The following is a 12,136-nucleotide window of genomic DNA, read 5'->3' on the forward strand; positions in this document are numbered from 1 at the left end:
ATAAATCAGCTAGTTTTTTCATTTCATCTTATTCGCAATGTATAATAAATTCTGCTTGATTACCTTTTCATCGTTCTCTTCTACATTCCGATACAGCAGTTGATATTCAATTCCTTTCTCTTTCCATATAAGCGTAGCAAATTCGTCACCACGTTCATAATCATCTTTATTTTTAAAATAAGCAGACGTTCCATTATTCAGTTTCATTTGTTCTTGAAATCGCTTCTCTTCCACAAGATCCGGAAAACTATAAGGAAAGTTCGCGACATTTAACTCAATATACTCATTTCTACCTGACTCCTTCTGTTTATATTTAATCGTTAAGACAGTGTTCTTTTTCCCAAGCGTTCTTACTTCCCCCTTCACATCACTTGTAATGTCGTACGGTAAAAACGTTGGAACTTTAAACTTCACCGGAAAATATTTTGGAAGTTCCTTTAGCGGAATAGGATCCGTAACACGATCCATAGCTCCTCCTGTTGTTCCCACAAAGTGTTTTTCTTCTTGCATCGTTTGTTGAAATGAACACGAACTAAGCATGAAACTAGAAAACACGAAACAAATGATTCTTTTTTTCAATTTGTTTCCGCCCTTTCATACCGCTCTCTTAACGAACGAAGCGTTGATATTCTCTTCATATTCGCTTTGTCACCAAACTCCACCTTTGAAAACTTTCCACGTTATTCTCACACATTTTGACAACACTTTTTGCAAACAAAAAAGACCCCTATCATTCTTACGCCCAAGTGAAAAGGTTACGCGAATAAAAAGAAGTCTTATTAATACCATAGTTTGTGAAAAGCTTTTCAGGTCAAGATTTTTTCTTTCTTATTATTTTCCCTTTATAATAAGGGAAAGAGGTGATACATATGGCCAATATAAAACAAATTGCTAAAACTGCTGGTGTATCGATATCAACTGTTTCTCGTGTCCTGAATAATCACCCTTACGTAAAAGAAGAAAAGCGTAAGCGTGTTCTAGATGCTGTTGAAGAATTAAACTACGCAAAAAATATAAATGCTGTCCATTTAATAAGAGGGAAAACATATACAATTGGCGTTATGCTTCCTTTCATTAACCTCCCCTACTTCAGTACGATTATTGAAGGAATCGGAAACGAAGCGTTAGCTGCCGGATATCACATTAATTTATGTCAAACGAATTACGATAGCATTGAAGAAATTCGTGTTCTTGAAATGATGAAAATGAAACAATTTGATGGGATGATTATTTGCTCCCGAACGAGCTCTTGGGAACAAATCGAACCTTTTGCAAAATTTGCCCCTATTATTTCATGTGAAAAAATGAAGCATCCCCTCATTTCATCCATCTACGTAGATCATTATGAAGGTTTCCGTCTCGGTACTGCCTATTTACTAAGTAGAGGCCATGAAAAAATCGGAATTTGTTTAGCAAGAAAAACAAGTGTAAATTCCATGGAGCGAGAAAAAGCGTTCGCCGATACACTTCGTAACGAAGGGAAAACGTTGCATCCTGAATGGATTTTCCACCAATGCTATACAATGCAGGACGGAGCACAAATACTCCATCGTATTTTAAATATGACAAATCGTCCAACTGCTATTTTCACAGCGAACGATCAAGTTGCAGCTGGTTTATTAACAGAGGCTCGAAAACATGGTATTCGAGTACCTGAAGACCTTGCTATCCTTGGATTTGATAATCATGAAATTTCAAAGGCATTAGAAATTTCCACAATTGAACATCCCGGTCTCGCAATGGGCTCACATGCTTTTTCTTTATTTCATAAGCAGATTCAAAGCGAGCAAATTGTCGGCAGTACAAAAGAGCTTTCATTCCATTTAATTGAGCGAGAGACTGTCTAAAAAGAGCGTTACCTATAACGCTCTTTTTCAGCTCTTCACCTATTGACTTTATATTTTCCATCTCATATAATGAACCTAACGAACGGTAGGTAGGGGATAAAAATGACAGCAAACCGCATTAAAGCTGTAGCACTTTCTCATTTCGCACGCTACGGCTACGAAGGAACTTCATTAGCAAATATTGCTCAAGAAGTTGGGATTAAAAAGCCATCGATTTACGCACACTTTAAAGGAAAAGAAGAGCTATATTTTATATGCTTAGAATCCGCTCTTCAAAAAGATTTACAAAGCTTCACTGACGATATCGAAAAATTTTCAAATTCGTCTACTGAAGAATTGCTCTTACAATTACTAAAGGGCTACGCAAAACGATTTGGTGAAAGTGAAGAATCAATGTTTTGGTTACGAACTTCTTATTTTCCGCCTGATGCATTTCGCGAACAAATTATCGAAAAAGCGAATGCGCACATTGAAAACGTCGGAAAACTTTTATTCCCTATATTTAAACAGGCAAACGAGCAAAGTGAACTGCATAATATTGAAGTGAAAGACGCTCTAGAAGCTTTCCTATGCTTACTGGACGGACTTATGGTTGAACTACTATTCGCAGGTTTAAATCGCTTTGAGACTCGTTTAAACGCCTCTTGGCAAGTATTTTGGCGAGGCCTTTCAAACTGACGGATTGCTCCTTTGCAATGCGTCGTTTTTAAGCCCTTTACCTAACGACTGGTAGGAAGGAGAAATGACAAATGGCATGGATTTATGTAATCTTAGCTGGTATTATTGAAATCTTTTGGGTGATTGGATTAAAACACGCGGAAGCACCACTTGAATGGGCTGGTGTTGCTCTATTAATTACAATTAGTTTCGTCTTATTATTTAGAGCTTATAAAGATTTACCTGTCGGTACTGTATACGCAGTCTTTACAGGTATTGGAGCTGGTGGAATCGTTCTTACTGAGATTTTCGTTTTCGGAGAACCTTTCTCTATCGTAAAAGTTTTATTAATCGGTTTAATCTTCTTCGGAGTAATTGGTTTAAAACGAGTAACAGAAGAAAAAGAAGCGAAGGAGGCTGCATAAAATGGCTTGGGTATTTTTAATTCTAGCTGGTATTTGTGAAATTATTGGTGTACTCTTTATGAAAGTAGCCACTGAAAAGAAAGGCTGGGCACCAAAAGTTATCTTGATCGCTAACTTCGGCGTAAGCTTCTTCTTCTTATCTCTTGCGATGAACACATTACCGATGGGAACTGCTTACGCGATTTGGACTGGAATTGGAACTGCCGGAAGCGCACTTCTAGGCATCCTTATTTTCCGAGAATCAGCGGATTGGCGTCGTCTTGCTTTCTTAAGCTGCATTTTATGCGGCGCTGTTGGCTTAAAACTATTAAGCTAACGTGAGGTGAATGTCATGTGGAAAGAACAAGGAAAGAAAATATTAGCATGGATCACACTTTGTATCGTCATTCTATTACAAATAAGTTTTCATATAATAGAATCATTGTTTCATAAAGTATTATCCATTCTCACATTCCTTCCTAACATGACACTTGAAATTATATCGATTGTTTGGTCCATTATCGCCTCCATTGCAATCGTCATTATATGGAGTATCGCCAAACTATGGAATAAGTTATTTAAAAAGGACAGTACTTCTGAAAAAGAGTAACTGTCCTTTTTTATATTCATTCAGACTTTCTGTAGAAGTTAGATGTGATAAGACAAAACAGACCAATTATAACAATACTTATACCAATTCCTTTATGCAAATTAGGAAACGGTGATGGTATGTCTGAATAAAAATTTGATAACAAAAGACCTATTGACAAAAATAATACTCCTATTTCAAATAACAATTTTCGTTTCCCCATTGTTCCCCCTCCAATTTTTTTCATACATTCCTTTCTTTTGGACATACTACCCAAAAAAAGGAGTGGATAATATGCAAAATTCTATACATAAGCAAATCCTATTTTTATTTTTCCTATTTCTTATTCTCATCATCGTTTTCAGCTTTATATTACATACTCCGAAAGATGTGCCAAATAGCGTTTCTTTTTATAAACTACTGCTCTCGTATTGTCGTTATTGAAGAAGGTGCCTTTTTTTAAGGCACCTTTTAAAATTCTCTTTTTTTATATATTTTTACTGAAACAAAGATAGATATTATGAACATGCATATTGAACTAACGAATAACATGCTGTTATATAATTGAATTTGTTCCAAGTTGATTTGAAACAAAGTTTCTAAAATAACAATCGGCGCCATGAATATTACTATTGTAATAAGAATAGTTTTTTTATATCCTAACCAAAAAGATATTGGTAGAACAAAGCTTAAATACACTAAAATAAAGCTAATACTAGCAACCATTGTCGTTTCAATAAATTCAAATAAGTTAACCTCGCTCTTCATTCCTATCGTGAAACAACCGACCGTTACACTTATAAAAAGAATAATTATTGCTACTATATATTTCGCATACACAATTTGTTTTCTCAATATTGGTAAACTATTTACTATAACTTCACTCTCATTTTTACTATCTGCTTCAAATGTTTTTACTGTTGCCCCAATTGTAATAATTACTGACATAATGATGAATAAATTTTACGTATCTGTTAAGGCCATATAAAAGAAAACAGGATACAGTATGTACCAAATTAAAAATTTCCATTGAATGATGAAATCTTTTAAAATTAGTTGCTTGATCATGTATTACACCTCCTAATATGAAAATGTCCCTTCTATAACTCTGCCTCCTGAAACATTTTCATTGAGAGGAACATGGATACGAATATACTCACTAATACTCCGATACTAAGAACACCCATTGCTTGTGTAGCCTCTTGAGAGTGAAGTACTTTTAACATAATTGTTTTATCACCAAAAATATTGCACATAAGACCAATCATACCCATTAAAGGAAAAAGCATAATCAAATTCAAGACAGTAATAACTTTATATCCCCCAATGTAATTAGTCGGTATCGTTACTGCACAATAAATCAAAGTTGCTACTATTGCTGAAAATATTGCATATCCAGGCATAACTATATCTCTGTTCAATAAAATATTCCCTAATATTACGACTATAAAAGTTACACTCAAACCAGCCATAATAAATAATGTGCTTGAAATATATTTAGCTATAATTATCTCTTTTCTCGTTATAGGCAAACTCACTAATACTTTTTCTGCTTTACTTTTCTCGTCATAATAAAAAGAAATATATATAATCGTACTACATGTTATAAATACTCCTATTGCAATCCCCATTGGTTCGACGGAATTCTTAAAAATAGATAAAATAGGGATTAAAAAATAGAAAGGAAACATCTTCTTCTGTAAAAAAAACTCCTTCAAAATCAACTGTTGCATATGAATTCTCCTCTCTATAAATCACGCGTTTCATAAATTTTAATTGTAAGAAGCATAGAAACGATATAGACACTAGCTAGTGTGATTAATCCAACTATAAATATGCCAAAATGTAATGGATTCATAATCCAATTTATAAATGGTGGTGTAGCTTTGTTCAGATCATCACTAATAAACATCCAAAGAAGTACACCAATCCCCATTGCTGCCGCTGATACTATACTTCTCATGCCCTTTGATTTTGTACCATAATAACTAGGAAAAAATGTCGCCACAAATACTAAAGAATAAATCACTCCACTTACCACTACATACCATGGAATTTCAATATAAAAATTAGGATGGTATACACCAATATCATCAATAACAGCAATACCTCTTAAAAGGAATACAATTATCATAGTTGAAACCATGGCACCGACAATAAATATTGCACAGGAAATATATCTAGCAATAATGATATCCTTCCGACTTACTGGTAAACTATTTATAATAATGTCACTTTTATTTCTTTCATCCATAAAGGTTAACGTCATAACGGAGGAGAGGGTTATAAATAGACAACTCATCGGAAATAAAAATTCACCACTTGGCTCTAACATAAAAAACAAAAGAGGCATAACAAAATTCACTAACCACATTACCCGAAAAAAGAACAAATCTTTATATACGAGCTGACGCATAGGCACCTCTCCCTTTCGCAGTGTAAACGATAATGTCATCTAATGTAGGCTTTTCTAGTACAACCTCATTTCCAAACCAATCGATGATTCCTTGTTTATCCTTCGCTAAACCTTCAAAACCAAACTTACTTTTTCGTAATCCAACAAATAGTTCTTTTCCTTCTCGGTCTAATAAATCATTACTGCCTTTTACGATTACGTAGTTCTCCATTAAGTCTTCTTTTTCACCAGTAAATATAATTTCTCCATCATTGATGAACGTAACATAATCTGCAATGCGCTCTAAATCTGTTGTAATGTGCGTTGAGAATAATACGGATACTTCATCTTCCATTACAATTTCTTGCAACATATCAAGTAATTCACTTCGAACAACTGGATCTAACCCTGCTGTCGGTTCGTCCATAATAATAAACTCTGCGTGGTGCGAAAGTGCGATTGCAATCGCAAATTTCATTTTCATTCCTTTTGATAATTCTTTAATTTTTTTATACTTTGGAACTTGTAATCTATGCATATACGATTGATACTGCTCTTCGTCCCACTTTTTATATAACGGTGCAATAATACGCTTCATTTGTTCACACGTTAAATCTTCGTAATAATGATTTTCATCATATACAAAGCCGATATTTTGTTTTATTTCCTTTTCAGCTTTCTTATTGTCCTTGCCAAAAATTTTTATATCTCCGTTATCTTTTTTAATTAAATTCATAATCATTTTGATCGTCGTACTTTTCCCGGCCCCATTCGGTCCGACAAACCCCATAATATATCCGCGTGGTAACGTAAAACTTATATTTTTCACTGCGAAACCTTCATAACTTTTACAAACGTTTTTTAACTCTAACATCTCTCTCATTCCCCCTTATATAAAAACGCAATCATCTGCTGTAATTCTTCAAGTGAAAGCTGCAACGCTTTACTTTCATTCACAATCTCTTCCGCTTTACTTTCCAATAGGCGAAGCCTTTGTTCTTTTAATAGTTCATTATTTTTACGTGAAACATAGGTCCCCTTCCCAGCAACAGTTTCTATATATCCTTCTTTTTCAAGCTCCTCGTATGCACGCTTCGTTGTAATGACACTAATTTGTAATTCCTTCGCTAAGCTACGAATAGACGGTAATTGATCTCCACCCTTTAAACCGCCATTTAAAATAAGCTGGCTTAATTGTTTTCTTATTTGCACATAAATAGGGTCTTGGGAAGAATTCGAAATAATAATATTCATGTTTTCCTCCAGTTTGTGTATATACTGTATATACCTTATATATACAGTATATACACACCATCCTATTTTTGGCAAGAAAAAAAGACCAACATTTTCCTGTTGGTCTTTCGTATATGTATCACTTTTCAAAGCGATCTAACATCTCGTCTCTCATTCCGAAACTTACTACTGCAATTCCTATATACATAAACAGAAGGAATACCGGATGAACTGTGTTGTACCAGCTGCTGTCAACGATTAAGTAAATCGTTAATGCCACAACAAGAACAAACGCTAAGATAAACATATAAAAGTGTCTTGTACTACCCATGATAAACTCCTCTCTTCTCACTTCACCATTCAACAGTTTATTTTATCGAATAATTCGATATGACTCAAGGTTAACTTTCTGTTATGTAATCAAGTTCCACCTTTACAATGTCCTCACATGCTATTGAAATGATTGTTCCTTGTTTATCAATCACCGTCACTTCTCTATTATCCATTACACGATTTGCTACTCTTTCTAACACTTTTCCTTGGTCTCGATAGCAAAATTCTTTTACATCTTTAATTGTTTCTCCATTTTCTAAATGGTATACCATTCTATAACATCGATATCCCACACTTTCACCCCCGTCTTGTTCGTTTTTTCACATATACATAAAAATGAGTAATCTTTGCCTCATCACATCTTCTTAATTTCAATAAAATTCTAACAAAAATAAATACTTTTATCAAACCGACTTTTTCAACAAAACTACCTATAAAACTACACCTTACACCATTAGGAAACAAAAAACATATTTTTTTAACATTTTCTTCACTATTTCTGCATAAAGTGAAACTTTAATCAGTGGGGATTTTTGTTCATCCCCACTGATTATTAGTTGAACCAATCGGGCATTTACGGACAGTTTATCTCCCACCTGGCTTCTTTGCACCAGCTAAGTTTTGAGTTGAGAGTTTACTGTCCGTTAATGCGGGACAAATTCTCCATACAAAAAAAGAACCCGCCTCAGCGAGTTCTTCCTTTGTTATTTTAATCAAACTTGTACAGGAGCTGGCTTCGCATAACGTAAAACTGGTTTACGTGCAGCCATCGTTTCATCTAAACGTTTAATGACTGTCGTATGTGGTGCTTCTTGTACAACTTCTGGATTTTCTTCTACTTCTTTAGCGATTTGAATCATCTTATCAATGAAACCATCTAATGTTTCTTTTGATTCTGTTTCTGTCGGCTCAATCATAATACATTCTTCCACATTTAATGGGAAGTAAATTGTTGGTGGATGGTAACCGAAATCAAGCAGACGTTTTGCAATATCTAATGTACGTACACCAAGTTTCTTTTGACGACGACCTGATAATACAAATTCATGCTTACAATGTCTATCGAATGGAAGATCGTAGAATGGCGCTAATCTTCTCATCATATAGTTCGCATTTAATACAGCATACTCAGTTACTGCACGCAAGCCATCTGGACCCATAGAGCGAATATACGTGTATGCACGAACGTTAATTCCGAAGTTACCATAGAATGGTTTCACACGACCAATTGCTTCTGGACGGTCGTAGTTGAAGTGATAACCATTTGCCGTTTTCTCTAAAATCGGTTTTGGTAAGTACGGAATTAAATCAGCTTTCACACCTACTGGACCAGAACCTGGGCCACCACCGCCGTGAGGACCTGTAAATGTTTTATGAAGGTTTAAATGCACAACGTCAAATCCCATATCTCCTGGGCGTGCTTGGCTTAATACCGCATTTAAGTTTGCACCATCATAGTATAATTTACCGCCTGCATTATGGACGATTTCTGCCATTTCTAAAATATTTTCTTCGAATAGACCTAATGTATTAGGATTTGTTAACATAAGTGCTGCTGTTTCTTCGTTTACAACACGTTTTAAATCTTCTAGGTCAACAAGACCATTTTCATTTGATTTTACTGTAATTGTTTCAAAACCAGCTACAGTTGCAGATGCTGGATTCGTTCCGTGAGCAGAGTCAGGCACAATTACTTTCGTACGGTTAAAGTCACCATTCGCTTCATGGTATGCACGAATTAACATTAAACCTGTCCATTCTCCGTGTGCACCAGCTGCTGGTTGTAAAGTAACAGTATCCATACCTGTAATTTCAATTAAATGCTCTTGTAAATCGTACATTAATTCCATTGCACCTTGTACTGTCTTTTCATCTTGCAACGGATGAATATTTGCAAATCCTGCGAAACGAGCTACACTCTCATTAATTTTCGGATTATATTTCATCGTACAAGATCCAAGTGGATAGAATCCAGAATCCACACCGTGGTTACGGTTTGAAAGTGCTGTATAGTGGCGCATAATATCAAGTTCAGATACTTCTGGTAGCTCTGCATCTTCTACTCGAATATAATCGCTCTCAAACACATCTTCTAGTTTCACTTCTTCTACATCTAATTTGGGTAAGCTATATCCTATGCGTCCTTCTTTACTCACTTCAAAGATAAGTGCTTGGTCTTGGTTCTTCATTGGATAGCCCCCATTTCGTTTACAAGTGTGTCAATTTCCTCTTTTGTACGAAGCTCAGTTACTGCTACAAGCATATGGTTTTCATGCTCTTTATAATCACGGCCTAGATCGTAACCGCCGATAATATTCTTTTGTAATAATGCATCGTTTACTTCTTTCACTGGACGTTTGCAATCTACAACAAACTCATTGAAGAATGGTCCAGCAAATGTTACTGTGAAGCCTTTCGCTTCAAATTGACGTTTTGCATATTGTGCTTTAGAAATGTTTTGACGTGCCATTTCTTTCACACCTTGTTTGCCAAGTGCCGTCATTGCAACAGAAGCTGCTAATGCATTTAACGCTTGGTTTGAACAAATGTTAGATGTCGCTTTATCACGACGAATATGCTGTTCACGTGCTTGTAACGTTAATACAAATCCACGTTTACCATCTGAGTCTACAGTTTGTCCAACAAGACGTCCTGGAATTTTACGCATAAATGCTTTCGTTGTTGCAAAGTAACCACAGTGCGGTCCACCAAACTGCGTTGGAATACCGAATGGTTGTGCATCACCGATTACAATATCAGCACCAAATTTCCCTGGTGGTGTTAATGCGCCTAATGATAATGGATTTGAAGAAACGATAAATAATGATTTTTGTTGATGAACGATTTTTTCAATATCAGCTAATTTTTCAACTTGTCCGAAGAAGTTTGGATATTGAACGATTACACAAGCAACTGTATCATCTACTTCACTTTGTAATACGTCTAAATCTGTTACACCATCTTTATGATTAATTTCAACAACTTCAAGATTTTGACCTTTTGCATACGTTTCAAGCACTGCTCTTGATTCTGGATGAACCGCGCTAGATACAAGAATTTTCTTTTTGCGAGTATGGCCAGCTGCTAACATTGCCGCTTCAGCTAAAGCTGTCCCCCCGTCATACATAGAAGAGTTTGCTACATCCATTCCTGTTAATTCACAAATCATTGTTTGGAATTCAAAGATTGCTTGTAATTCCCCTTGTGAAATTTCCGGTTGGTATGGTGTGTAAGCTGTATAAAATTCTGAGCGAGAAATAACATGATCTACAATTACTGGAGCATAATGATCGTATACGCCTGCTCCTAAGAAAGAAGCGTATTCTTTTAAGTTAGCATTTTTACTAGCCATTTGAGATAGCTCTTTTAAAAGCTCTGGCTCTGATTTTGCTTCTTTAATTTTTAAATCCCCTTTAAAACGAACACTCTCTGGAATATCAGAGAATAATTCATCGATCGTTTGAACGCCGATCGTTTGTAACATTTCTTTTTTGTCTTCTTCTGTCATTGGAAGATAACGATGCAACATGAAATCTACCCCTCTCCCCGTTACTTTGAACGTTTGTAAAATGGTGTTGGAACAACTACTGCTTTGACGCGTTTATTACGAATTTCAATTTCTACTTCTGTATCAACTGCTGCGTATTTTACATCAATTAGTGCTAAACCAATGCTTTTCTTTAACGTTGGAGATTGTGTACCACTCGTTACTTCCCCAATTTTTTCTTCACCAATAAATACAGGGTAATGCGTACGAGGAATTCCACGTTCGATTACTTCGATGCCGACTAATTTACGAGGCGCACCGTTTTCTTTTTGCTCTTTTAACGTTGCTTTTCCAAAGAAGTCTGCTTCTTTATTTGTTTTTACCGCAAAGCCAATTCCAGCCTCAATCGGTGTAATATCTTTTGATAATTCTTGTCCATAAAGTGGTAATGTTGCTTCGAATCGAAGTGTATCACGAGCACCTAAACCACATGCTTTTAAGCCCTGTTCTGCTCCAACTTCAAGAAGTTTCTCCCAAAGTTTTGCAGCATCTTCACTCTTACAGTAAATTTCGAATCCATCTTCACCTGTGTAACCTGTACGAGATACAAGTGCTGGAATTCCATCTACAAGAATATCGTTTTTAAATTTAAAGAACTTAATTTCTTTCAAATCTTCTGACACAACTTTTTGTAAAATGCCTTCTGCTTTTGGTCCTTGAATTGCAAGCTGTGCAACTTCACTAGAAACATTGACTACTGTCGCATCGCCAATTACATGACTTGCTAACCATTCGTAATCTTTCTCGATATTTGATGCATTGATTACTAATAAATAGTCTTCTTCACCACGTTTGTAGATTAATAAATCATCTACTGTACCACCATTTTCGTAGCACATAGCTGTATATTGTGCGCCCCCTACCTTTAAGGTAGATACGTCATTTGTAACAACACGTTGTAAAAATGCTAAACTATCTACACCTTTTACTTCAACTTCTCCCATATGAGACACATCGAACAAACCTGCAGCTGTACGTACAGCTTCGTGTTCTTCTTTAATGCTTGAAAATTGAACTGGTAATTCCCAACCACCGAAGTCGATTGTTTTTCCACCATACTTCGCGTATACATCAAATAACGGTGTACGTTGTAATGTAATCATGCTCTCTCCCCCTTATGCTTTGACAAAT

At 35.6% G+C, this 12,136-nt stretch carries 17 protein-coding genes; 5 read left to right on the forward strand and 12 right to left on the reverse strand.

What is annotated here, in order from left to right; translation table 11 throughout:
- Window positions 1-18 precede the first annotated feature (18 nt).
- Window positions 19-555: a hypothetical protein gene (locus MHB52_RS21855; RefSeq protein WP_025966335.1), complete on the reverse strand. Its 537-nt coding sequence runs from the start codon at window positions 553-555 to the stop codon at window positions 19-21.
- A gap of 314 nt (window positions 556-869) precedes the next feature.
- Between MHB52_RS21855 and MHB52_RS21860 the strand changes: the two genes are divergently transcribed.
- From MHB52_RS21860 to MHB52_RS21880, 5 genes are all read left to right on the forward strand, one after another.
- Window positions 870-1,847 carry a LacI family DNA-binding transcriptional regulator gene (locus MHB52_RS21860; protein ID WP_061663456.1) on the forward strand — a complete coding sequence of 326 codons (978 nt, stop codon included), beginning with the start codon at window positions 870-872 and terminating at the stop codon, window positions 1,845-1,847.
- Between the two features lie 96 nt (window positions 1,848-1,943).
- Window positions 1,944-2,525 carry a TetR/AcrR family transcriptional regulator gene (locus MHB52_RS21865; RefSeq protein WP_002181118.1) on the forward strand — a complete coding sequence of 194 codons (582 nt, stop codon included), beginning with the start codon at window positions 1,944-1,946 and terminating at the stop codon, window positions 2,523-2,525.
- 71 nt (window positions 2,526-2,596) lie between these two features.
- Complete coding sequence (locus MHB52_RS21870) at window positions 2,597-2,929, forward strand: DMT family transporter (protein WP_000312349.1); 333 nt, start codon at window positions 2,597-2,599, stop codon at window positions 2,927-2,929.
- 1 nt (window position 2,930) lies between these two features.
- On the forward strand, window positions 2,931-3,245 hold the full coding sequence (locus MHB52_RS21875; protein ID WP_000312623.1) for a DMT family transporter: 315 nt from the start codon (window positions 2,931-2,933) through the stop codon (window positions 3,243-3,245).
- A gap of 15 nt (window positions 3,246-3,260) precedes the next feature.
- Entirely contained in the window at window positions 3,261-3,518 is a 258-nt protein-coding gene (locus tag MHB52_RS21880) for a DUF3975 family protein (protein ID WP_000265427.1), read from the forward strand.
- A gap of 16 nt (window positions 3,519-3,534) precedes the next feature.
- Here MHB52_RS21880 and MHB52_RS21885 read toward each other — a convergent pair whose 3' ends face one another.
- The 11 genes from MHB52_RS21885 to gcvT form a co-directional block, all read right to left on the reverse strand.
- Entirely contained in the window at window positions 3,535-3,720 is a 186-nt protein-coding gene (locus MHB52_RS21885) for a hypothetical protein (protein WP_000518066.1), read from the reverse strand.
- A 248-nt stretch (window positions 3,721-3,968) separates the two neighbouring features.
- Window positions 3,969-4,445 carry an ABC-2 transporter permease gene (locus tag MHB52_RS21890; protein WP_061663455.1) on the reverse strand — a complete coding sequence of 159 codons (477 nt, stop codon included), beginning with the start codon at window positions 4,443-4,445 and terminating at the stop codon, window positions 3,969-3,971.
- A 152-nt stretch (window positions 4,446-4,597) separates the two neighbouring features.
- On the reverse strand, window positions 4,598-5,230 hold the full coding sequence (locus tag MHB52_RS21895; RefSeq protein ID WP_001186566.1) for an ABC-2 transporter permease: 633 nt from the start codon (window positions 5,228-5,230) through the stop codon (window positions 4,598-4,600).
- Window positions 5,231-5,244: 14 nt separating this feature from the next.
- The gene (locus MHB52_RS21900) at window positions 5,245-5,913 is read right to left on the reverse strand and encodes an ABC-2 transporter permease (protein ID WP_001249565.1); all 669 of its coding nucleotides are present in this window, start codon (window positions 5,911-5,913) and stop codon (window positions 5,245-5,247) included.
- Window positions 5,894-6,766 (reverse strand): ABC transporter ATP-binding protein, encoded by an 873-nt coding sequence (locus tag MHB52_RS21905; protein ID WP_000891308.1) that lies wholly within the window; start codon window positions 6,764-6,766, stop codon window positions 5,894-5,896. The genes MHB52_RS21900 and MHB52_RS21905 overlap by 20 nt, the downstream gene beginning before the upstream one ends.
- A gap of 5 nt (window positions 6,767-6,771) precedes the next feature.
- Window positions 6,772-7,146 (reverse strand): GntR family transcriptional regulator, encoded by a 375-nt coding sequence (locus MHB52_RS21910; RefSeq protein WP_001021353.1) that lies wholly within the window; start codon window positions 7,144-7,146, stop codon window positions 6,772-6,774.
- A 118-nt stretch (window positions 7,147-7,264) separates the two neighbouring features.
- Window positions 7,265-7,456 carry a hypothetical protein gene (locus tag MHB52_RS21915; RefSeq protein WP_061663454.1) on the reverse strand — a complete coding sequence of 64 codons (192 nt, stop codon included), beginning with the start codon at window positions 7,454-7,456 and terminating at the stop codon, window positions 7,265-7,267.
- 70 nt (window positions 7,457-7,526) lie between these two features.
- Complete coding sequence (locus tag MHB52_RS21920; RefSeq protein ID WP_050569659.1) at window positions 7,527-7,730, reverse strand: DUF3929 family protein; 204 nt, start codon at window positions 7,728-7,730, stop codon at window positions 7,527-7,529.
- A gap of 441 nt (window positions 7,731-8,171) precedes the next feature.
- The gene (gene gcvPB, locus MHB52_RS21925) at window positions 8,172-9,647 is read right to left on the reverse strand and encodes an aminomethyl-transferring glycine dehydrogenase subunit 2 (protein WP_016118623.1); all 1,476 of its coding nucleotides are present in this window, start codon (window positions 9,645-9,647) and stop codon (window positions 8,172-8,174) included.
- Window positions 9,644-10,987: an aminomethyl-transferring glycine dehydrogenase subunit 1 gene (gene gcvPA / locus MHB52_RS21930; RefSeq protein ID WP_000903240.1), complete on the reverse strand. Its 1,344-nt coding sequence runs from the start codon at window positions 10,985-10,987 to the stop codon at window positions 9,644-9,646. Before gcvPA ends, gcvPB begins: the two co-directional genes overlap by 4 nt.
- A gap of 20 nt (window positions 10,988-11,007) precedes the next feature.
- On the reverse strand, window positions 11,008-12,108 hold the full coding sequence (gene gcvT / locus MHB52_RS21935; RefSeq protein WP_061663453.1) for a glycine cleavage system aminomethyltransferase GcvT: 1,101 nt from the start codon (window positions 12,106-12,108) through the stop codon (window positions 11,008-11,010).
- Window positions 12,109-12,136: the final 28 nt, after the last annotated feature.

It is taken from the genome of Bacillus sp. FSL K6-0073 (assembly GCF_038006085.1).
GTDB lineage: Bacteria > Bacillota > Bacilli > Bacillales > Bacillaceae_G > Bacillus_A > Bacillus_A cereus.

Bases quoted from the DNA above. Each gene is read 5' to 3' on its own strand.
- MHB52_RS21860 (WP_061663456.1), top strand. From the start codon at position 870: ATGGCCAATATAAAACAAATTGCTAAAACTGCTGGTGTATCGATATCA.
- MHB52_RS21870 (WP_000312349.1), top strand. From the start codon at position 2,597: ATGGCATGGATTTATGTAATCTTAGCTGGTATTATTGAAATCTTTTGG.
- MHB52_RS21875 (WP_000312623.1), top strand. From the start codon at position 2,931: ATGGCTTGGGTATTTTTAATTCTAGCTGGTATTTGTGAAATTATTGGT.
- MHB52_RS21880 (WP_000265427.1), top strand. From the start codon at position 3,261: ATGTGGAAAGAACAAGGAAAGAAAATATTAGCATGGATCACACTTTGT.
- MHB52_RS21885 (WP_000518066.1), bottom strand. From the start codon at position 3,720: ATGGGGAAACGAAAATTGTTATTTGAAATAGGAGTATTATTTTTGTCA.
- MHB52_RS21890 (WP_061663455.1), bottom strand. From the start codon at position 4,445: ATGTCAGTAATTATTACAATTGGGGCAACAGTAAAAACATTTGAAGCA.
- MHB52_RS21895 (WP_001186566.1), bottom strand. From the start codon at position 5,230: ATGCAACAGTTGATTTTGAAGGAGTTTTTTTTACAGAAGAAGATGTTT.
- MHB52_RS21900 (WP_001249565.1), bottom strand. From the start codon at position 5,913: ATGCGTCAGCTCGTATATAAAGATTTGTTCTTTTTTCGGGTAATGTGG.
- MHB52_RS21905 (WP_000891308.1), bottom strand. From the start codon at position 6,766: ATGTTAGAGTTAAAAAACGTTTGTAAAAGTTATGAAGGTTTCGCAGTG.
- MHB52_RS21910 (WP_001021353.1), bottom strand. From the start codon at position 7,146: ATGAATATTATTATTTCGAATTCTTCCCAAGACCCTATTTATGTGCAA.
- MHB52_RS21915 (WP_061663454.1), bottom strand. From the start codon at position 7,456: ATGGGTAGTACAAGACACTTTTATATGTTTATCTTAGCGTTTGTTCTT.
- MHB52_RS21920 (WP_050569659.1), bottom strand. From the start codon at position 7,730: ATGGTATACCATTTAGAAAATGGAGAAACAATTAAAGATGTAAAAGAA.
- gcvPB (WP_016118623.1), bottom strand. From the start codon at position 9,647: ATGAAGAACCAAGACCAAGCACTTATCTTTGAAGTGAGTAAAGAAGGA.
- gcvPA (WP_000903240.1), bottom strand. From the start codon at position 10,987: ATGTTGCATCGTTATCTTCCAATGACAGAAGAAGACAAAAAAGAAATG.
- gcvT (WP_061663453.1), bottom strand. From the start codon at position 12,108: ATGATTACATTACAACGTACACCGTTATTTGATGTATACGCGAAGTAT.